The 20,207-nt window shown below is 58.4% G+C and carries 18 protein-coding genes and 2 pseudogenes; 10 read left to right on the top strand and 10 right to left on the bottom strand.

Translation table 11 applies throughout. The features are described 5' to 3' along the window. Positions 1 to 455: 455 nt before the first annotated feature. Positions 456 to 1,457 carry a hypothetical protein gene (locus tag CXY70_RS12140; protein ID WP_146066129.1) on the bottom strand — a complete coding sequence of 334 codons (1,002 nt, stop codon included), beginning with the start codon at positions 1,455 to 1,457 and terminating at the stop codon, positions 456 to 458. A 1,532-nt stretch (positions 1,458 to 2,989) separates the two neighbouring features. Here CXY70_RS12140 and CXY70_RS12135 point away from each other — a divergent pair. From CXY70_RS12135 to CXY70_RS17590, 5 genes are all read left to right on the top strand, one after another. Further along, complete coding sequence (locus CXY70_RS12135) at positions 2,990 to 4,156, top strand: DUF1972 domain-containing protein (protein ID WP_104192608.1); 1,167 nt, start codon at positions 2,990 to 2,992, stop codon at positions 4,154 to 4,156. A gap of 91 nt (positions 4,157 to 4,247) precedes the next feature. Next, on the top strand, positions 4,248 to 5,381 hold the full coding sequence (locus CXY70_RS12130) for a glycosyltransferase family 4 protein (RefSeq protein ID WP_104192607.1): 1,134 nt from the start codon (positions 4,248 to 4,250) through the stop codon (positions 5,379 to 5,381). A gap of 11 nt (positions 5,382 to 5,392) precedes the next feature. Further along, positions 5,393 to 6,445: a glycosyltransferase family 2 protein gene (locus CXY70_RS12125; protein ID WP_104192606.1), complete on the top strand. Its 1,053-nt coding sequence runs from the start codon at positions 5,393 to 5,395 to the stop codon at positions 6,443 to 6,445. A 223-nt stretch (positions 6,446 to 6,668) separates the two neighbouring features. Continuing rightward, the gene (locus CXY70_RS17595; protein ID WP_146066128.1) at positions 6,669 to 6,920 is read left to right on the top strand and encodes a hypothetical protein; all 252 of its coding nucleotides are present in this window, start codon (positions 6,669 to 6,671) and stop codon (positions 6,918 to 6,920) included. Positions 6,921 to 7,525: 605 nt separating this feature from the next. Further along, complete coding sequence (locus CXY70_RS17590) at positions 7,526 to 8,119, top strand: hypothetical protein (RefSeq protein WP_146066127.1); 594 nt, start codon at positions 7,526 to 7,528, stop codon at positions 8,117 to 8,119. 103 nt (positions 8,120 to 8,222) lie between these two features. On the opposite strand, the gene CXY70_RS18695 is transcribed toward CXY70_RS17590, so the two are convergent. From CXY70_RS18695 to istA (CXY70_RS12105), 3 genes are all read right to left on the bottom strand, one after another. Then, complete coding sequence (locus CXY70_RS18695) at positions 8,223 to 8,570, bottom strand: transposase (RefSeq protein WP_369852520.1); 348 nt, start codon at positions 8,568 to 8,570, stop codon at positions 8,223 to 8,225. 381 nt (positions 8,571 to 8,951) lie between these two features. Then, positions 8,952 to 9,701: an ATP-binding protein gene (locus tag CXY70_RS12110; RefSeq protein WP_104192603.1), complete on the bottom strand. Its 750-nt coding sequence runs from the start codon at positions 9,699 to 9,701 to the stop codon at positions 8,952 to 8,954. Next, positions 9,698 to 11,251 (bottom strand): IS21 family transposase, encoded by a 1,554-nt coding sequence (gene istA / locus CXY70_RS12105; protein ID WP_104192602.1) that lies wholly within the window; start codon positions 11,249 to 11,251, stop codon positions 9,698 to 9,700. The genes CXY70_RS12110 and istA (CXY70_RS12105) overlap by 4 nt, the downstream gene beginning before the upstream one ends. Positions 11,252 to 11,623: 372 nt before the next feature. Here istA (CXY70_RS12105) and istA (CXY70_RS12100) point away from each other — a divergent pair. Both istA (CXY70_RS12100) and istB read left to right on the top strand, forming a co-directional pair. After that, a pseudogene (gene istA / locus CXY70_RS12100) lies at positions 11,624 to 12,846 on the top strand (IS21 family transposase). Next, a pseudogene (gene istB / locus CXY70_RS12095) lies at positions 12,846 to 13,628 on the top strand (IS21-like element helper ATPase IstB). The pseudogenes istA (CXY70_RS12100) and istB overlap by 1 nt, the downstream one beginning before the upstream one ends. A 1,185-nt stretch (positions 13,629 to 14,813) precedes the next feature. On the opposite strand, the gene CXY70_RS18510 reads toward istB, so the two are convergent. Genes CXY70_RS18510 through CXY70_RS12080 form a run of 3 tightly spaced genes read right to left on the bottom strand, consistent with a single transcriptional unit; the run spans position 14,814 to position 16,280 of the window. Next, the gene (locus CXY70_RS18510) at positions 14,814 to 14,936 is read right to left on the bottom strand and encodes a hypothetical protein (RefSeq protein ID WP_255412034.1); all 123 of its coding nucleotides are present in this window, start codon (positions 14,934 to 14,936) and stop codon (positions 14,814 to 14,816) included. Then, a complete protein-coding gene (locus CXY70_RS12085) occupies positions 14,929 to 15,732 on the bottom strand; it encodes a nucleotidyl transferase AbiEii/AbiGii toxin family protein (protein ID WP_104192600.1) in 804 nt (267 codons plus the stop codon). Before CXY70_RS12085 ends, CXY70_RS18510 begins: the two co-directional genes overlap by 8 nt. Next, positions 15,729 to 16,280: a type IV toxin-antitoxin system AbiEi family antitoxin domain-containing protein gene (locus CXY70_RS12080; protein ID WP_104192599.1), complete on the bottom strand. Its 552-nt coding sequence runs from the start codon at positions 16,278 to 16,280 to the stop codon at positions 15,729 to 15,731. Before CXY70_RS12080 ends, CXY70_RS12085 begins: the two co-directional genes overlap by 4 nt. Before the next feature lie 43 nt (positions 16,281 to 16,323). On the opposite strand from CXY70_RS12080, the gene CXY70_RS18505 reads away from it, so the two are divergent. From CXY70_RS18505 to CXY70_RS12075, 3 genes are all read left to right on the top strand, one after another. Further along, positions 16,324 to 16,449 carry a hypothetical protein gene (locus CXY70_RS18505; RefSeq protein WP_255412033.1) on the top strand — a complete coding sequence of 42 codons (126 nt, stop codon included), beginning with the start codon at positions 16,324 to 16,326 and terminating at the stop codon, positions 16,447 to 16,449. A 135-nt stretch (positions 16,450 to 16,584) separates the two neighbouring features. Next, positions 16,585 to 16,740: a hypothetical protein gene (locus CXY70_RS17840; RefSeq protein WP_158250975.1), complete on the top strand. Its 156-nt coding sequence runs from the start codon at positions 16,585 to 16,587 to the stop codon at positions 16,738 to 16,740. 50 nt (positions 16,741 to 16,790) lie between these two features. Further along, complete coding sequence (locus tag CXY70_RS12075) at positions 16,791 to 17,558, top strand: tyrosine-type recombinase/integrase (RefSeq protein ID WP_158250974.1); 768 nt, start codon at positions 16,791 to 16,793, stop codon at positions 17,556 to 17,558. Between the two features lie 186 nt (positions 17,559 to 17,744). Here CXY70_RS12075 and CXY70_RS12070 read toward each other — a convergent pair whose 3' ends face one another. From CXY70_RS12070 to CXY70_RS12060, 3 genes are all read right to left on the bottom strand, one after another. After that, positions 17,745 to 18,194, bottom strand: a complete 450-nt coding sequence (locus CXY70_RS12070) for an ArsR family transcriptional regulator (protein WP_146066126.1) — start codon at positions 18,192 to 18,194, stop codon at positions 17,745 to 17,747. 291 nt (positions 18,195 to 18,485) lie between these two features. After that, complete coding sequence (locus CXY70_RS12065) at positions 18,486 to 19,484, bottom strand: hypothetical protein (RefSeq protein ID WP_146066125.1); 999 nt, start codon at positions 19,482 to 19,484, stop codon at positions 18,486 to 18,488. A 387-nt stretch (positions 19,485 to 19,871) separates the two neighbouring features. After that, on the bottom strand, positions 19,872 to 20,207 hold the full coding sequence (locus CXY70_RS12060; RefSeq protein ID WP_104192595.1) for a hypothetical protein: 336 nt from the start codon (positions 20,205 to 20,207) through the stop codon (positions 19,872 to 19,874).

Raw genomic sequence — 20,207 nt, 5'->3', positions numbered from 1 at the left:
TGCCTTTTTTCCGGGTTCTTGAATTGTCTTTCATCGCTATTCCTAAACGTTAGGTGTTGCGACGTTGGCTGGAAAACGCCCAGCCTGACATGACCCCGGACATCATCGCCCATCATGACGTCGCCATCGTCAAATAACGCGACGGACAACGACTCTGCGCTCGTCGGAGTTATAAACATAGATTGAGTATCCCGCGATACAAGATCGCCAGAGCGACCGTTGAGAGCGCGACTGAGCTCAACGCCGCTACAAACTACAACGATCGTTCACGGAGCTTTTCGTCGCGCGGAGGAAGCAGACTGCCGGCCGATGCACGAGAATTTGAGCTGGAAGACTATGGACTCTTCCTACTCAGGAGACCTGAAAGTCAAATACGATATCCATGAACGTAGGATCAGATTGCGGTTCGCGACAATTCAACTTAGCCCATATCTTCGATGGACAGTCTTTTTGAATCAACACGCGGTCAATGCCGTCGAACCACGTTTCGCGAACGCGGACAACTGACTCACTCTAACGGTCCATGTCGCAACTTCCAGAAGCCTTGCGTGTGTCTTGTCGACTAGCCACTGAAATTCCTGCGGCGACTGATGCAGCTGAAGTAGTAGAGCTGGCAAATCCTCTAAAGTGACATTCAGTCCAGGACAGAATCCAAAAAGCTCGATCATTTCATTGGGAATCGTCCCTATAATGAGCGTCTTTGTCGCAGCCGCCTCAAGATAACGATGGGTCATTGATTCCCATGCACCAGTTCGCCCCTTCGGGTGCGAGATCGCCCCAGGAAAGCAAAACAAGGCGCGGGATGTGTGCAGGGTACGAATCAGGTCCTTTCGTTCAGGAAGGAAGGTTAAGGTCGCGTCGGGTTGAACATATAAGTGCTTGGCGCCCAACGAAGTAATAGTTCGGCGCGCCACGTCGTGCGCGTCGCCATACCTGCGCCCGACCTCGAGCAGCAAAATGGAACGCGCGGAAAGTAAGGGCCCCGCCTCGTAGACGTCAGCATCTATCGCCTCTGGCAACCAAACAACATCCACGTGCGGGAGCTGGCTCGACCAATACCTGGCAGCGTCACGTGAGGTAAATGCGACACGTTTCGGAGAATAGCGCATAAAAAAACTTCTCCAATCCACCTCTCTATCCGGCCAACAGTCCCAAATATATGGCGTGAGGTCGTAGCGAATGATCGAGGGCAACAATTGCCGTTCAGCCAAACCCATTAGGCCAATGACAGCCGCTGTTTTCTCACGACGGAGCTTCAACGGACGCATATGAAATCGTGAAACTAGCCGACCTAAGGTATCCCAAGGCATCACAGCGGTCAACTTGTATATTGAGCGCAGACCGTGTCTACCCATGGCGGTTTCAAAATCTGAAACAACCTCTTCGGAAAAAGCGCTGCCCTTTCTTGTCACTACGTAACAGCATTCTTCAAATTCTTGCTGACCAATCGAAATCATGACGCAAACCTTAATTTTGAGACTGGCAATTTGGATGCAACTTGCAGGCGAGGGATGAAGCCCAAGAACACGCCACATCGAAACCATCTGCGCCCCCAAGTGACTGTATACGTTGTCCGAAAAAAGAAAGTCCCAAACGCTAAACTGAGGGAAGTTCGACCACCAAGTGGCTCCGATGAAGTGGCAACCCGAGACAGTCCAGTTTCCGGACATTCATTAAATTCGCGTCGTTTAACGACGCATCTGCATTCGGTGACAGTTCAAAGATGAGCGCAGGTCGGCTCTGCACCTTCGCACATGAACCAATCCAAACATAGGCCACTGTCCACGCGCGGAGCGTCCACATACCTTCGAGCGCGGAGAAGCACTCGGCGGCTCGAATTACGAGCAGCACTTCGACCTCGCATTGTTTGTCCGTCTCGCGCAATCCACGGTGCTTGCGGTCGGCCTGAAAATCATGCCCTCGACACGGAGCAGGCACGGCCTGCGGTGCAGAAAGTTTCCGAGCCTTGGGCATGCGGTTGTTCGCTTAGCCGGCGATCACGGAAGGCGCAGACGAAACCGTCGAGAGCTGTTGGGATCAGGAGTTCCAGTCGCGAGTCAGTGTTTCCGAGGGAATTGCGAATGTGTGAGCTCGGAGCTCAAGCCACCATTACGACTATTGTTCATCTGCAGCCTTGAGAGCGACCGCATCAGGCGATTCATAGTGCGGACCGGGCCCGCTCGCAGTCTCGACCGAATTGTTTGGCGCTGGTGACGTCTAGCTGCTCCCCCCTGGCGTGCCTGCCGGTCTCGACCCAGACGGTGATGTTCATGATCCGGGCCGTGATGGCACCTATGTGATTGCTGGAGCCAATGCGCTACTGTCAATCCATTTCCTGACACCCGGTGCAACCAACCTTCCACGCTCGCCGTCACGTGCTGGAAAGCGTTTCTCAGCTGCCTTTCAACCACGCCGAGTGTGGCTCGAAACGACACGGTTCACGGCTTGGCGCCGCGGCCTCACCTGCACTGCCCCTGACTCCTTCGGCAGCCAATATTAAAATCCTGCGGTTCGAGCGGGTCACCCACACACCGAGAGCCGTCCAGCTTTCTTGCGCACGGATCCATTGGCCATGATTAGAGCTGCCTCGTAGGGCGAAACTAATATGCCGGACACGGTCTTTGGCTCGAGAACGGGCGCATCTCCCAATCGCTTCGCCGTCACAGACTTCGACCTATGCCCATAATGGGCAGTATACTTATTAGGTCTCGGAAAATCGGTCGTGTCTGATCGAATGGCGCTATCCAGAGCCTGTTTTGTTTCGGGGATACATGCGATGTACATGAAGTTTGTCTTGTAGGGACCAAACCGTCTGTTGCGTTTGGACGGGATGCGGGACAGGAATAGCAGTGCTCAAACGCGTACAGTTCTTGAAGTGCCGGTGACCTAGCGTCCAAATTTAATGAGAATTTGCCCACGGTGTGGATGGGTGGATGCACCCAATTTTTCGGTCACCGCGCGCCGACGTCGATCATGGGGGAGTTGCCGTATGGCTAATACGATATTGAGTCCTGTTGTGCCAAGTCGCAGCAGAGATAGCGACCGTCCCTCTGTGTGCATTCTGGGCACTCGCGGGTACCCAAGCTATTACGGTGGTTTCGAAACGGCGGTTCGAAAGATCGCACCATTCCTCGCCGCCACCGGTTGGGACGTAACTGTTTACGGCCGTCCGGGCGGAACTCGCGAGTTCGACCCCGATCTCGATGTCCGGGTACATCGCAGGCTCACACGAGGAATTGAATCCAAATCCTTGAGCACGCTCACACATGGCTTCAGCGCAGCTGTCAGCACGGCTAAGACCAGACCCGATGTTGCACTAGTCATGAATGTAGCCAACGGCTTCTGGATACCACTTCTAAAGGCACGGGGTATCCCGTCTGTCGTGAACGTAGATGGAATCGAGTGGGAACGCGAAAAATGGGGACGGGCAGCACGCGTCGTGTTTAGAGGTGGCGCGGCAATTACCGCCAAAAAAGCAACAACACTCGTCTACGACTCAGTCGAAATTGCGAAGCGGTGGGAATCCACCTACCACCGAGAAGGTGAGGTCATTGCCTACGGTGGAGAGCCAGCGGCAGACTTGCCCATAGAGTCTGGGTTTATCCACCGAGGATATGTATTAATGGTGGCGCGGCTAGTCCCCGAGAATTCCGTCCCCGAATTCTTCGCTGTCGCGGCTAAGCTATCGCAGACATATCCAGTAATCATCGTGGGATCGACCGGCTATGGTGGTGAACTCGATACGGCAGCGCAGAAGTTAGCGGCAGACAACTCAGGCATACATTGGCTCGGACACATCAGCGATGACCGACGCTTGTTTGCACTTTGGCAGCATGCGGGCGTCTATTTTCACGGACATAGCGTGGGGGGCACAAACCCCGCTCTCGTCCAAGCCATGTCCTGTGGCGCGCCGATCATCGCCCGCGACACCGTCTACAACCGCGAAGTCCTCGGAATGGCGGGCAGGTTCACAGAAGTCACTCCAAATGCCCTCTATACAAACCTGTCAGATGCCATGACTTCCGTAGCGACCTGCGAAACATATTCAGCTGCAGCCAAGGCACGAGCGCAGAAACACTACTCATGGATAGAAATCTGTGAGAAATACGAACAGACGCTTCTCGCTGCCATCCGGACCCAAGGCAAGGTTCGATGAACACAGGATGCCTAGCCGCGGCAAGATCTCAATTGACGTCGTTCGCAGTAACTGCTGCTTTCCGAGATAAATCCTCACTTAAGCACGACCAATGAATAATCGAACAATTCGAAAGAATGTTGTCTTTTTGCATTCGTCAAATGAGATGTACGGCGCGGATCGGATGCTGCTTGAAGTGATAAACGCCCTTCCGCCTTACTTGCACGCGATAGTCCTTATACCGAACGACATTGCTCCTTCAGGCCCGAGTCTGTCAGCTGAGTTAGAAACTCGCGGAATTCAATATGAAGTGTCAGATATCGCGATTTTACGGCGTGCTTATTTAAGACCGGCGATGATTCCCCAACTCCTGTACAGAACTTTAAAAACAGTTTTGGCAATTAAGCGGCTTGATCCTGAGATCGTTTACTTGACGACGTCAAGTTCCTTGATTACCGCCCCAGCTTTGCGCGTGCTAGGACGCCGAAAAGTAATATTCCACTGCCAGGAAATTTGGTCTGGTCGCGAGGCCCGACTTCTCGGAATACTTGCGCGTGGCGTCACGAAATGTATATGCATATCGAACCCAGCCTTTTCGGCGTTACGAGGGAAGGTGACTGAAAAGGCCGTGGTGATAGAAAACGGACATCGAGACGCACGTGAACCCACAACGAATATCGCTGGCCATCGTGGGGCTATTAAGTTTTTAATTGCAAGTCGATGGAACGCTTGGAAAGGACACGGTACGTTATTGGACGCTTGGGAAGAAGCGGATTCTCCGGGAGAACTAATCATCGCAGGTGGTCCACCGCCAGTTGGTAAGTCCTTCGATGTACCGACCCGAGTGCTTCAATTGTCGAACCCACGAAGCGTACGAATAGTTGGAGAAGTTTCGAATATCCGCGAACTTCTTGATGGCTGTGATTTCTTGATCGTCCCGTCCGATGATCCGGAGCCTTTCGGTCTCGTCGCCATTGAAGCATTTTCACGTAAGCGTCCCGTAATAGGCAGTCGTGGAGGCGGCCTGGCCACGATCATTAGCGACGGCCGCGATGGATTCTTGTACTCTCCAAAATCGTCTATTGATTTAGCAGAAATCTTGGGCAGAGTATCACGGACGGATGCAATCAGCGCCGGAAGAATCGCTCGCCAGACTTATGAAAAACGGTACTCTATCTCAGTTTTTACTACCGCTATGACAGCCGTTTTTGAATCTGTAGCGCCGAACACGCACACTCAGAGTTAGGACTACATAAGATGCATAACTCACTAGCAAGCGTAAAAGTGTTGTCCGAAGAGTTGACAATCATTAGTGTCGTGATAGTTACTTATAACAGCCAAACCGTCATTCAGGATTGTTTGTTACCGCTTGTTGGCGAAAAGCGAATTCAATTAATCATCGTCGATAATGCATCAGAGGATCGCACGATACCCCTAGTCCTATCTGTTGCGCCTTTGGCAGTCGTGATTCAAAATACCGAAAATGTTGGTTTCGGTGCTGCAGTGAACATTGGCGCTAACGCAGCAAGCGGCAGTTATATATGCCTTCTCAATCCAGATGCGCGTGCTGGCAGCGATGCGCTCTTGTCTCTGGCCGGTGTCTTGGACAGCGATCCCGATATAGGGATCGTTGCTCCGCTTGTAGCTGCTCCAGACAACGAGTTTCAGGCTATCGCGGCGGGACGGAGCCCGACTAAGTGGCGAATGTTTACGCACGCCACGGGCATGTCGAGGTTTGGCATGCATACCGCACTATTCGAAGGGCACTATTTTTTTCAAGACACTGTTGAGAACTGGGGCCGTGTGGACGCTGATTGGGTCTCTGGTGCGTGCCTTATTGTTAGGACGGATGATTGGCGTTCCTTGGAAGGGCTTTCTGATCGGTGGTTTATGTACGGCGAGGACGTAGAACTGTGTTTGAGATTTCGAGCCCTTGGTATGCGAGTAGTCATCTCGAGCGAGCATCACGTTAAACACGCTATCGGCGGGAGTTCGTCTACTGTCGACGGTCGAATGAATCCGATGTGGATCACGAACCTCTACGATCTATACTCTTGGCGGTTGTCTTCCTCAGCCATCGACGCTTTGACATGGAAGGGGATAGTTCTCGCGGGTTTCGCGGGGCGTATTCTCACATTCTCCATTCGGTCTTTGATGCTCCCCTCGAGTCGAAATCGGTCAAAATGGGAGATCCGTCGCTATGTCGTTTACATGCGCGCACTTGCGGTGCAGCCGCGCAACTTGGGTCGCAGTCGGCTTCGTATCTCGAGTGGAAGGCAGATGACAGAGCATCTCCACGGCGCGGCTTAAGAATTCCGATATGATGCACTATCAAGCTCGTTCCTTGAAGCTGGTGAATCCCAACCAAAATACGCTCTTCATTGGGAAGAGCCACAAATTTGAGATGTGTGTCGAGTCTTTCCCACGCACCTCAAGATCGTCATCCGCCGTACGCTGTGGCGTTCCATTTGCTTACCACGTCATTGAATCCCCATCGTGAATGCACCGCGATTCTCAGCGACATAATGTATCAGTGGATACACAAGACATCGTCGGAGTTAGACGCTCGGTTTGTGCGAGTGTTTATAAGCTTGTCGACGATATGAAAGAAGACTTTAGCTTTGAAGCCAAACTCGAGCATTTTAGGGGCCTGTGCAACTCCCACAACAGCATCGTGCCTTATTCTGGATGTTTTGCGGTATTTGGAAATGAGTGGTGGCATTGCAGCTCGCTGACCGTTGGCATAGGCCGCTGGTGGACGCTCCTTCGTGGGAGCGAAAAGTAGCTGTATTTTTACTATTTATTTTGTTTTTAAAGTTGCCTGGCTACGGACTTTTCCCCGCTTCCTCCTTCATTGCTATTCTTTTGCTTCCAGTTCTCGTGCGCACACCCACCTCGTCGCGGCTCGTGAGTGTTCTCCTCCCTACTTCCGTCGTGGCTGTGGCGTGCGGTCTGGTCCTTCGATACACGGCCGCGCCTTCTAAAGGGGACCGCAGCAGTTTGCTAGATGCAGCGATGATCTTTGGCTGGCTGCTCGCCGTCCCATTGCTCGTACTACTTGGGCTTTGGGGAATACGGCGCACTGGTTTCATGTTTGGCGCACGTCTGATTTTCGCTGGAGGTTTCCTCAACAGCGTAGTGAACTCTACTGACTTTGCCTGGAAAGGATCAGTTGGGGTGTTTTGCACTCTTTTCCTTCTGGCCCTCTTGGGCGGTCGGAATATCAGGTGGACACGGTGGGTCCTCGTCGGCTCCACAGCGCTCAGCATTCAATCGGACGCGAGGAGTGTGGCGTTACTGACACTACTTACACTCGCCTCGACTTGGAGCAATCAAAAGACTCGAGAGTGGGTACATACGCGGCCAAGACTGTCTCTCATACTGGCTGGCGTGCTCGCGATTTCTGCCGCAAATGGAATGATTCAGCTGATGCGATTGGGTACATTGGGTGCCGAAATTCAACAACGCACAGTGGACCAAATGAGGGGTGGGCAGTCCGTCCTTGCAGGCGGAAGAGCCGAGTGGGCAGCATCGTTTCGTCTTGCGGAACAATTCCCTTTCGGCTTTGGAACGGGTATCCGGGTTGAAGGTGGCATCCAGAACGAAGCGTTGAGTGCGGTCAGGACGGTTGGCGGCGATGCGGATGCAAGTTACTTCCGCTCATTCGTCTTTGGAAACCGAACTGACTTGCACTCGCAATTCGTCGATCTCTGGTTTCATTTTGGGGTCGGTGGCGTCCTTGTTAGTGTCCTACTCGCTGTCATTCTCTGCATGGCCGTCCCGCGGGTGTTGTCCGCGCTAAAAGAGATTGGAGCAGTTGCTTCCCTGGTGATTCTCGTCGCCGCATGGGACCTTCTATTCAGCCCGATGGCTGATTCGGACAGAATGACGGCAGGTATTCTCATTAGCGCAGCGGTTCTAATGGTTACTCACACGCAATCGTCGAATCGTCTATTCACCTCAACCCCGGCTCCAACGACCTAGCCATATTCGGATCGCATTGACAGCACATTGATCTCGACCGTACGCCCATCGCCTACCGCTGGGCTTATCCCGGCGTAGTTCGCAAACGAGCGGAAGTGTCTCGCTAACGGTGTTTCCCGCCTCTTTTCCTGACTAAAATTCTGCGTTCGGCCAGCGGTGTCGGAAGGTGATGCGAAGGCTTTGAGCTAGCTCCCGCCGAATCGCCTTTCGGGCTCGGCCGGTCCCGGTCGGCCGGGACATCGAGGGACTGGATACTAACAATGTAGAGCGACTCGTTCGCATTGGTGGAGCACAGCACCTGATGGATCATGGGGTCATAGGACGGGAATAAGGCGAACTTTTCTAACACCGATTCCCATATGTGGATGATCGCACCGTATTTTCTGCCCCAGACCTCGATCAAGTTATCCAATGCCGCGCGGGCGGCGTTGACGGTCGGCGCGGGGTAGATGAGGAGTCTTGAAGGCTTTGAGCACCACCCAATTGTGCGGTTTTTGAGAAACTACTGCATAAAACAGACGCCTCGGCCTTGGTCGGGGCGTCTGTGTTGCCACGAAGTGGCTTTATCACAAGTTTGCCTTGAGGATTCGAACTTTTCGAGGCCATTGCACTGACGAACTCGAATTCAAGTACTTATCCACCGATTTATCGCAGAATTCGAGTTTTAGGCCAACAGCCGATGGCAGTCAAACAGTGGGATGAGTCGAAGTTATCCACATTGAGTATTTGATCCCTTGAGAGCCACCCGATCGTGCGGTTCAGAGCCACCGTTCGTGCCGAAGAGAGCCAGTGGTGGTGCGGCTAGGGACCACTGGCTCTCTTCGCCGGATTGTTAGGCGCTGGTGAGGGCTGTTTGCTCCCTCATGTTGTAGGTGCCGGTCTCAACCCAGATGGTGTTGTGGATGATGCGGTCCATGATCGCGTCGGCGTGAACGCCGGAGCCGAGGTGCTGGTGCCAGTCCTTCTGCTGATACTGGGTGCAGAACACCGTTGAGCTCTCCCCGTAGCGGCGTTCCATCAGCTCCAGCAGCATTGTTCGCATCGATTCCGTCGGGCGATCGAGCAGCCACTCATCAATGACGAGGAGGGTGAACGAGGCGTATTTGCGGAGGAACTTCCCGGCGCCGCCTGGGGTGTCCTGGGCGGCGACCCAGGCTTCCTCGAGGTCGGGCATGCGGACGTAGTGGGCGCGGATTCGATGTTCGCAGGCGCGTTTGGCGATCGCGCAGCCCAGATATGACTTCCCCGACCCGGTGAACCCTTGGAAGACGACGTTTTGCTGCCTGTTCACGAACGAGCACGTGCCGAGCTGGGTCAGTAGTTGCCGGTTCAGGCCGCGCTCGTCGAGCAGGTCGATGCTGCGCAGATCCGCGTTGGGATAGCGCAGCCCCGCCCGCCGGATCAGCCCGGAGACCTTGGAGTGGGTGAAGGTGGAGTAGGCGTCATCGACGACCAGCCGGACTCGCTCTTCAAACGACAAGCTGATGCTGAGGGTTTCGTCTTGGGTGTCGATCGCCTCCGGCAGTTCGCCGGCGTTCATCTCCCGCAGCTTGCGTTTGGTTTCGGTATCGAGCCGGCTCATCGGACTCCTCCGGCGTAGTAGGCGCTGCCTCTCACGTATCCGCCATCGTCGGCTTCCGGTTTGTCGGGGACGTGGCCGGTTTTGTCTTGCCCGGTGTCCAGGATCGGCCGCAGGTGCGCATACCGCGGAGAGCGGATCGGCCCCTGCAACGCCAGCGCGCAGGCGGCCTCGACTCGGGTCGGGGAGAACCGGCGCGACAGTCGCAGCACCGCCAGGGCGGGGTCGTAGCCGGCTTCTTCAATGGAGGCGGCTTCGAAGATCTTCCCGATCACCGTCACGGCCGATGGTCCTATCCGCGCCGCCCACTCCTCGATCCGGGCCCGGTCCCAGGCTTGGAAGCTGCGCCCTTCGGGCAGGTCCGCGTCGTTGGTCTGATACTGGTTCGTGGTGCTTATCGGCAGCAGCAGGTGACTGGTCAGGCGCTCGTCGTTCCGATAGACCTCCAGCATCGTGTCCGTGATGCGAAGGTCAACGTAGCCGCCGATGTGGCTGAACGGGACGGAGTAGAAGTTCCTCGCCCAGACCACGTGTGCGTTCTTATTCACCTTGCGTTTGTAGGACCACGTGCTGATCTCGAACGGGGCCGCTGGCAGCGGTTGCATCAGCGGCTGCTCCTCGGTGGTGAAGACGCTCAGCCTGGACCCGTCGCGTTTCTGGAACGGCTGCCGGTTGTAAGCATCGATCTGCTCAGCGATCCGGACCCGCAACTGCGGCAAGGACGTGAACTGCTCCTGCCGGAGCCCGGCGATGACCCAGGTCGCGACATGGGAAACGGTGTTCTCGACGCTGGCTTTGTCCTTGGGCGCCCGCACTCTGCCCGGCAGCACTGCGGCCGAATAGTGCGCCGCCATCTCCCGGTAGGCGTCGTTGAGAACAACCTCGCCCTCGCGCGGGTGGGAGATCACCCCGGTCTTCAAATTGTCAGGCACCAAGCGTGGCACGCTGCCACCGAAGAACGCGAACATCGCCGTGTGGGCGCGCAGCCACGACTCCTGCCGCATATCCAACGTGGCATCCACGAACGCATACCGGCTGAACGGCAGGCACGCGACGAACAAATACACCTTCGAGATCTCACCCGTCGTCGGATCCAACAGCTGCATCGTCGGCCCGGACCAGTCCACCTCGATGCTGCGGCCGGCCTTGTGGCCAACGCGGGACGTCGCGCCGGAGACGGCGGAGGAGTCGCCATAAAGCCGGCAGAACCGGTCATAACTCATCACCGCTTGGGTCGGACCGGATGTGTCGACGTATTCCTGGTGCAGCAACTTCAACGTCACTCCGACTCGGGCCAGTTCGGTGTGAACTCGACCCCAGTCCGGCTGCGCGAACACGGACTCGTGCACTCCGCGACCGGGAAACAACGCCGCATACACCTGCGCTTCCGGCATCTCCTCGACGTCAGCCCAGCCGACGCCGAGGCGGTCCGCCGCCTCGAGCACCACCTGGACGCTATTGCGTGCGATGCCCTGCCCCGACGCGATCGCCCTGCCAGACAAGCCTTGGTTTCGTAACTGCAAGACAAGCTTCGCCTTGATTTTCCGTACCATTATCGGTACTCCTTCCACCACGTGGCCCTCACGTGGTGGAAGGAGCCTTGCAGGTGGCTCTCAACCACGCCAACTATGGCTCTGAACGACACGATTCATGCTTGCAAGGGCTGGCCTTCAGGCGCACCGCCCCGGCTCCCTTGGAAGCCAATATTCACCACATGACAGGGATGTCTTTTTTTGTTTCTGCCTGTGGCAATCCTCTTCAGCGTGTCGCGACACTCGTTGAACTCGGCGAACGTGGTGTGCAAGCGTTTGGTCCTTCAGGCAGGCCCAGTCGAAGACGTAATCGTTGGTAATCTTGTCAGCGCTCGTTGAAAAGTAGACCAGTTTCGCTCTTCGAAAAGTAGACCACCCACCACGATTGGATGGGTGATTACAGTGCAGGATTGGGCAGAGATTGGGCATCTTCACGTCAGTGAGGGCTTGTCGGTGCGGGCGATTGCAAAGCAGTTGGGATTGTCTCGGGTAACGGTCACTCGAGCGGTTCAGTCTGCCGGGCCTCCGCAGTATCGTCGAGGTCCGAGTCCGTCGGCGTTCGACGGTTTTGAAGATGACGTGCGGCGGCTGTTGAAAGCGACTCCGTCGATGCCGGCGACGGTGGTGGCTGAGCGTGTGGGCTGGACGGGTTCGTCGTCGTGGTTTCGGAAGAAGATCGCGCAGCTGAAGCCGGAGTTCGCTCCGAAGGACCCCGCAGACCGGATCACATACCGAGCGGGTGATCAGGCGCAATGCGACCTGTGGTTCCCGCCGGTGGATATTCCGTTGGGCGGTGGCCGGGTCGGTTCTCCGCCGGTGCTGGTGATCGTGGCGTCGTATTCGCGGTTCATTACCGCGGTGATGTTGCCGTCGCGGACGACGCCGGATCTGCTCGCGGGCATGTGGTCGCTGTTGTCCGAACAACTTCACGCGGTTCCGCGCCGCTTGATCTGGGATAACGAGGCGGGTATCGGGCGGCGCAACAAACTCGCCGACGGTGTCGCTGCGTTCTGCGGCGCGTTGGCGACGAAGATCGTGCAGTTGAAGCCCTACGACCCGGAATCGAAGGGAATTGTCGAACGCGCTAACCAGTTTCTGGAGACGTCCTTCATTCCCGGCCGCACCTTCACCTCCGTGGCGGACTTCAACGAGCAGCTCCGGCAGTGGCTGCCCACGGCCAACACCCGTATGGTCCGCGCCCTGCAAGCGCGACCCCTCGACCGGGTTGCCGAGGATCGGGCGGCGATGCTGGCCGTCCCGCCGCGCCCGCCGGTCGGGTTCACCACGCAGATTCGCCTGCCGCGGGACTACTACGTTCGCGTGTTCGGCAACGACTACTCGGTCGATCCTGCCGCGATTGGGCGGATGGTTGACGTCCATGCCGATTTGACCCGAGTGACGGTCCGGCTGAGCGGGCAGATCATCGCCACCCACCAGCGCGCCTTGGGTCCGCCGCCACCATCACGGACCCGGAGCATGTCATCGCGGCGAAAGCGTTGCGGGCCCGGTTTCAGACGCCGACGCCGGCCGACACGTCGGAGTCGTTGGAACGGGACCTGGCCGATTACGACACCGCGTTCGACGTCAGTTTCGATCCCGATGCGGAGGTCGCTTGATGAGTTCGGACACGAGTAAGCAGATCGATTTCCTCTCCCGCGCCCTCAAAGCGCCGCGCATTCGTGACGCTGCCGCTCGCCTCGCCGATCAAGCCCGCGAATCGAGCTGGTCCCACGAGGAATACCTGGCCGCGGTCCTCGACCGTGAAGTCGCTGCCCGCGATGCGTCCGGCGCGCAGCTGCGCATCCGCGCGGCCGGGTTTCCCTCCCGGAAGACTCTCGACGACTTCATCTTCGACCACCAACCCTCGTTGAAACGAGACCAGATCATCCACCTCGGCGGTGGTCTCTTCCTCGAATAAGCCCGCAATATCGTCCTGCTCGGACCTCCCGGCACCGGCAAAACACACCTCGCGATCGGTTTAGGTATCAAAGCTGCCCACGCCGGACACCGGGTCCTGTTCGGCACCGCCATCGAATGGGTCGCGCGCCTTCAATACGCCCACGAGCGCGGCCGGTTAGCGGAGGAGATCGTGCGCCTGCGCCGTTACGGACTCCTCATCGTGGACGAAGTCGGCTACATCCCGTTCGAACAAGACGCCGCGAACCTGTTCTTCCAACTCGTGTCATCCCGCTACGAACACGCCTCGCTGATCCTGACCAGCAACTTACCCTTCGCCCGCTGGGGCGACGTCTTCGGCGACCAAGTCGTCGCAGCAGCCATGATCGACCGCATCGTTCACCACGCCGACGTCATCTCCCTCAAAGGCGCCAGCTACCGACTCAAAGACAGCGGCATCACCACCCTGCCTTCCGCCAGACCAGAAAACACCACAGAATAGACACACAACAGTGGCCTACTTTTCGAAGAGCACCAACGGACCACTTTTCAAAGAGCGTCGACAAATCTCTTCGAGGGGGCTCAACGCTCTTCCCGCCTCCCGCCTCCCGCCCCGACCAGCGTGGGCAGGACTCGACGCGTCGATTTGGAACCAGTCGGCGTGTGGCCGGCACTGCGGCATCCGCTTTCAGGTCGCGACAGCCGAGGCTCAGCTCGTGGACGGGTCGAGCGGGAAGACGGCATGCAAGTGCGATGGGCGACCCCCGGCGGCGCACGGTCGGCTCCACCTGGGACATTGGCGGCACCAACGTGAGCGGCGCGGGTATGACCTCGGGCTCAACGGGATCCTGCGCGCGCGGAAGCCGCATGATTCCGGCCTCGGACCGCGTCTTGTTGGCCTGCCTGGACTTGGCATTGATCAACCACACCAGCTCATTGCACCGCGGGTCGGCGCACTCGAATCGCAGAACCGGGCCCCAACGCGTCACGCGGCGAGGCTGCAGGCAGCGGTAGCACTGGGGCCGGCCCATGATTATGAGCAGCTCGGGATCAGTGGGCTCCGCATAGGTACGTTGGAAACGTTTGGCGCAGAGGTCATTCGCGCAGGCCCACTCGTAGACGTAACCGTGGGTGATCTCCTCGAGGGGCAGCTCGCACTCGTCGCAGCGAGGCGGGTCGCCTTTGCTGCGGTTGCGCTGTACGTGTTTGCCGAACTGGGCATCCGTCATGGGGCGAGGGTAGTGGCACTACAGGGGCTTGGGTAGGGGTTGTGTCTGGGACGGCTGATCGGTGAATGGGGCTTTCGTGGTGCGGATCCGAGTCTGTTTGGGCGAGATGAAGGATCAGGTTGCGGTTCTTTGGTTTCTCGGGGCGGGTCTCGATCGGCGGGGTGGGTGGGTTTCGCAGTCAGGTCGCGTTGGGCGATGGCGGTCTCGGCTTCGCTCGACCAGCGGAGGTTGGTGGGGCGACGCTGGGGGCAAGCGCGCCGTCTGCGGGAGGTCTTGGAATCCGTCAGTCTCGCCCAGAGTGACTGATAAATCACCCCGCGTCCTGGTGGATGAGGGCGTTTTCTTGGTGTCTCCCCGCCGGAACTCACCCGCACCCGATGCGGCACGCATCACGGCCGCGCTCGACGCCGGCGCACCACTGCGCGATGTACAAATACAGTCATGACTTTGCCGGTCAGTTAGCTCGCCCGGATCTGCGCCACCCACTGGTTCACGTGGAAGACGGCCTCGTCCAATGACAAGCTAATTCCCACCTCCATGGCGGGGTGTTCGTACTCGTCCTTCCAGAGCGGATTACTCACGATGAGAGGTGGCCACATCCTGGGGGGAAAGTCCGAGGTCTGCGGCCTCGGTTGCTCGGGCGGAAAAAACGTCCTCGGCCGCGTCTCTCAGCGGTTTCAAATCTGTCGGCGGTGTATAGAACGTGTCGCGGATGAGGAGTAAATCAACGATGTCACGCACTCGATTGTTACGAAACGTTGGGGGCTGATGCGGATCAGAGCAGGCATGTAACTTCTGTGCCACTTGGTAGGCGAGCGTGATACCGGCCAGTTCTGTCGCCGGGTGGACACCAAAGCACTCCAGCCGCGGGGCAGGAAAACGCTCAGCCACGTCCGCGATAGCGCCCTCGGGGAAGGCCACTTCGACTTGAATGCGGCGCCACGTCACACCCTTGAGGCTGAGAACAATGTGGAATCGCCGAGGCTTGACACGTCGCGAGGCGATCTCGATGACTGACACGTCGGAACGGGTGAGGGCGATGTCACCCCACGGTTCAGCCAAGGCGCTATCGAGCGCGTGGAGAAATTGGTCGAGCTCCCCACGGAAGAGGGTGTCCACGTCCTTCGTTGCTCGGCTGGCCAGGCCCAGCTTATGTTCCAGATATACGCCTCCTTTAAGGAGGAATAGCGGATCACCATCAGGGCCCAGCGCTCGTTGGAGTGCGGCCACTACGATCGTGGACGCGAGAATCCATCCGGTTCTGTCGCCGGTTCCACCGGCAAGTTTCTGGGCATCCTGAACCCACCGGTTGAGGACCGCCGCGCTTGAGGGTCGTCTGTCCTTGTCTGGAAGATCATTCAACGAATTCACAGTCATGCTCGCTCCTCTAATGCTCGGACCAGCCGGGAGTGCTGTGCGTCCGTGATGCGGCCGGCAGCACGGGCGCTGCTAATCGCTTGGTCCAGAAGTCGCCTGGGAACGCCGCTGTGAATCCCCTGCTCGATAGCCGTGGGAACGGTGACCGTGCGGATGCCCTCCCACCAGCCGATCTGGTCCGGAGCGAGGTCGTCGCGATGCAGAACGTAGTCGTCTCCGCCTTGGCGCCGTATCCGGCTTTCTTTGGGGACGATCAGGTGGATCTTGTTGGGATTAATGTCGCATAGGTCATAGGCGGCGAGAGCCGTGTCGTGACTCAACGCGGCCCCTGGGAACCCTGTCCAGAGCACCGCGAGCATGAATTCATCACGAGCGGTGACCGGGAGTTGATCAAATCGGTAGACGCCGTGCGCTACACGAGCGAGTTGCCCGCGATGGGCCAACTTGGTCAAGTCGATCGCGCCAGCCCCGATGGTCTTGGCATCGCGCGTCGTCACGTAGCCATACTGCTCGATGGCAATGTCCCACAGGCGGTCTTGGACGCTCATCTCACATCCTCTCAAAACATGTCAAAACTATACCATTTTCGGTATGGTTTTGGCTTCGAACTGTGCCGGTGTCCTGGTGAAGGGAGTCGACGGGGCTTCGTTCGCTCGTACCTCGCACCTCGACCAGCGGGTGGCGGCGGCATGGTCGGAGCTGCGGCATCCGCTCTGATTCCGCTCGGACCGCCTATTGCGACGGAGACCTCACGCCCCCTGTCCTGATGGATGAGGGCATTTTTTGGTGTCGGTGGTGCCGCGTAGAGTCGCACGCACGGTACGACAGCGCCCCGCCCGATGGATCGGCGGGGTGCCAGGCTACCGAATTCAGCTCCAACTCGACATTGGACTCACCATGGAAAAACCTGCAGCCATCGCGCCCACGTTTTCGCCCAATATGACGATCGAGGAAATGGCCGCTCTGGGTTTTCTGGTGCGGTACCGGGGCGACACCCGATACAAGTAAAGTACACCAGCGACTTACGGTTCTTCTTCGAGTGGTGCTCGGCGAACGGGTTGCCGCCGCTGGACGCGCAGCGGGTGCACCTGGAGCTCTACGCGCGGCACCTCGAAGACGTGCGGGGCAACTGCGCCGCGACGGTGCACGGCAAGCTCAGCACGCTGTGCGGCTTCTACCGCATCGCCCAGGCCGACGGTTACGTCGTGAAAGACCCGACCGTATTCTTGCGGATGCCGAAGGTGACCTATGACGAGACGCGCGCGCTCGGCCTCGACCGGTTTCAACTCGGCAAGCTCTTACAAGTCGCGTCGGCGTCTTCCCCGAGCGACGGCGCACTATTTGCACTCATGGGACTACTGGGCCTGCGCGTGACCGAGGCCTGCAATGTGCAGATCCAAGACTTCCAGGACGAGGTTCGCGGGCACCGCGTGCTCCGACTCACGGGTAAAGGTAACAAGGACGCGACAATGCCGCTACCGGAGCCGGTTCTGCGCGCCCTCCTCACAGCCGCCGGCGACCGAACCACCAGCCCCGTCGTACTCACCAAAAGCGGCAAGACACAAAACCGGCGCGGCGCGTACGGCCGCTGCAAGATCCTCGTCAAACGAGCCGGCCTCCCCGCCGGAACCCACCCGCACACGATGCGGCACGCCGCCATCACGGCCGCGCTCGACGCCGAAGCACCACTTCGCGATGCACAAATATTTGCCCGACACAGCGACCCACGAATCACGACGCGTTATGACCGAGGCCGGCAAAACCTGGACCGGCACGCCGCGCACCTGGTGAGCGCGTACATCGCCGGAGGAACCGGGCCCGCGTAGTGAGCATCCGCTTGAACTGAAAGCCATCGTGAAGAAGGTTGACGGCAGTCCTGTTGCGATCACGAGCGATGAGATCGTCAACTCCGGCTCGTCCCTACTGCCAGCGCGCAATCACGATGCCCGCAAATCGAGCTGTACGAGTGGCCGAGCCAGCACCGTTCTGATAAATCCGTCGTCAGCGCGCTGCTATCGGTTCGGTGAGATCACGTTGATGCTGACCTCGCGACCCAGCATTTTCGTCGCCTCGAGTGCTGTCGGGTAAAACTGGCTTGGTTCCACGTCTCCGACGACAAGCAGGTCAATGTCGTTCGGATCGGCCCCCGGCTCGCCGTCCAGGCGAGCGGCCCACGAACCGTAAATGTAGGCAGCATCGATACCGGGCAGACCGCACAGCAGATCGGGTGAGACGACAGTCGGGCCATATCCGTAGGTGACTATCTGCTTCAGGGCTGCGTAGAGCGGATGCTCCTCGTCGGCACGGATCATGCGGTTGCGTCCCACGCGGCGTTCGGTCAGATACTCACCCTCTACGAGACGATCGACATCCCTGAGGGCAGTGGGCAAGGTGGCTTCAGCCAAGCGAGCAAGCTCACTCACGGTGACCTCTCGCTGCGGGTGCACAAAAAGCTGCGCCAACAGACGTCCTTGGGTGTGATGTCCCGAGGGCTCGACCATCCAGGATGGTTTTGACTGAACCGTAGGACCGTATCGTGCAATGTTGGTTCCGCCAAAGCGTGCGGCGTGTGCGCTCGTGCTAACTCCCGCACCGTCTCCAGCGCCTCTGAAGCACCGAACTTCTGGAGTTGCGCACTGGAGATGGCGAGGCCGAGCTCGCGTGCGAACCTGGAGCCGTATTGCCCCAAGTCCTGCAGCATCTCGCTCACGTCCGAGTCTGTGACAAGTTAGACGCGCAAAGGCTTCAGCGCGCTACGCTGTCTGCGCTGAGCGGCGGCGGGTGCCGATCACCGTGGCAGCGGCACCGGCAAGAAGCAGCGCACCGGACAGCCCGCCGAGCCACCCAATTTCGGCGCCCGTTTCGGCCAAAGTATGCGGGATCGTCAGATTAGAGAAGACCGGGCCGGTCGTGGTACCGCGGATCTCGATGCGATGCCCACCTGCCGCCGTGCCTGCGGGGATCGAAACGACCTGACTTACGGTGCCGTCAGCGTTCGCGGACCCGGACGCCAGCTGCACCGGCGTTGAGTGGAGCCAGATGGTATAGGCCTCCCCAGCAGCGAAACCGGCGCCGGTGACCCTAAGATTTCCGCCCGCCACGACAGAGTTGATCGAAAGCGCGATCGACGGGTTGCCGACCTCAGCGAGCGAAGGCTCCGCGGGCGTCGTCGGGGTTGGAGTCTCGATCGCGGGCGTCGTCGGCAGAACAGAGGCCGCCGTTACCGTTACAGTCTCGTCAATCAAATGTTGAGTGAGGAGGCCACCCGCGCCATTGCCTTGGTAATAGGACGCCTGAACAGTGACGCGAGCTTCGCCGAGTCCTGCGGGAAGACAGTTCTGGTAGTTGAACTCGTCGGTCCCAAACTCATAGGCGAACGTGTCGGCAGTCACATCGTTGATCCGAATGTCAAGATCTGCTGCGTTAACCGCTGATGAAACGTGCGCCTGGAGGGTGACGCAGACCTCCTCCACCCCGCCTGTTACTTCGGAAGAGTTCACATTGACACCGTTCATCGACTCTAAGACGGTAACGGTGCCGATCACGCCCGAGGAACGGAATTGGTCCGACCCGGCACCGTCGAACGATGAGTTCCAGCTGATGACATGCGTGCCCTGGGGGAGGCTGAACGTTTCGTTCACAGAACCCGGGCCGGTTACGTTGAATTCGCCGAGATTTATCTCGCATTCGTTGCTGCACAGTAATAGGACACCTGCTGGGTTCCGGCCGGTTAGCGCGTAGTCGAACGTCACTGCCACTTTATCGCTGTCCTGGATTACCGCGGTCGCGTTAGTCACGACGACGTCAGAGAGTGGCACGTCGACCTCGGCGACCGGCGCTTGAATCGCTTCGGCTGGGGCTACTATTACCCCGGCTTCGGCGGCGAGGGCTGGGCTCGGGACTCCGACGATGAACAGCAGGGTGGCTACGGCAATTGCCAGGAGCGTCCCTTGTGGGATGGGACCTCGCCCTCGTTGCAGTTTTCGGTGTTTCGACATAGGTGGGCCCTTCCTGAACATTAGCAATCTCGTGACGGGACCTCTGAAGGAGATCTCCCTAGTCGGCAGCGCGTGGTTTACCCCCGTCGGGCTCAATGTAGTGCTTCAGTCTTGTCGTCGCAAGGGGGCGGGCGAGCTGGGTCAGGAGCCGGCGGGAGGCCAGATGCCGTCGCATCCGCTTTGATCGCAAGCGAACTTCCAGGCATCGCCGTCGGGCACGACCTGCATCGGCATGAGGCAGCGCTCGCAGTTGGGCGGGCCGAGCACGGCCGGGTTGTCGCTGGCTAGCTCGGCTTCGGAGTGAGGAGGACCGCAGTAGAGAAGCGAGCACGCGTAGTTCTCACAGCCGTAGTCGTAGCCGTCGCCGTCGCCGTGCCAGGACACCTGCAAGGGGTCACCGCACTGGGGGCAGAGGCGTGGCCGGGTTACGTCTTTCTTCTGAAAGACCCACGAGACGTTCTCGTTCATGTCGTCCAT

This window comes from Cryobacterium sp. Y82 (assembly GCF_002929495.1).
In the GTDB taxonomy this organism is placed as follows: Bacteria; Actinomycetota; Actinomycetes; order Actinomycetales; family Microbacteriaceae; genus Cryobacterium; species Cryobacterium serini.
Note: the sequence above shows the minus strand (reverse complement) of the source record. Positions and strands in the feature narration are given on the sequence as shown.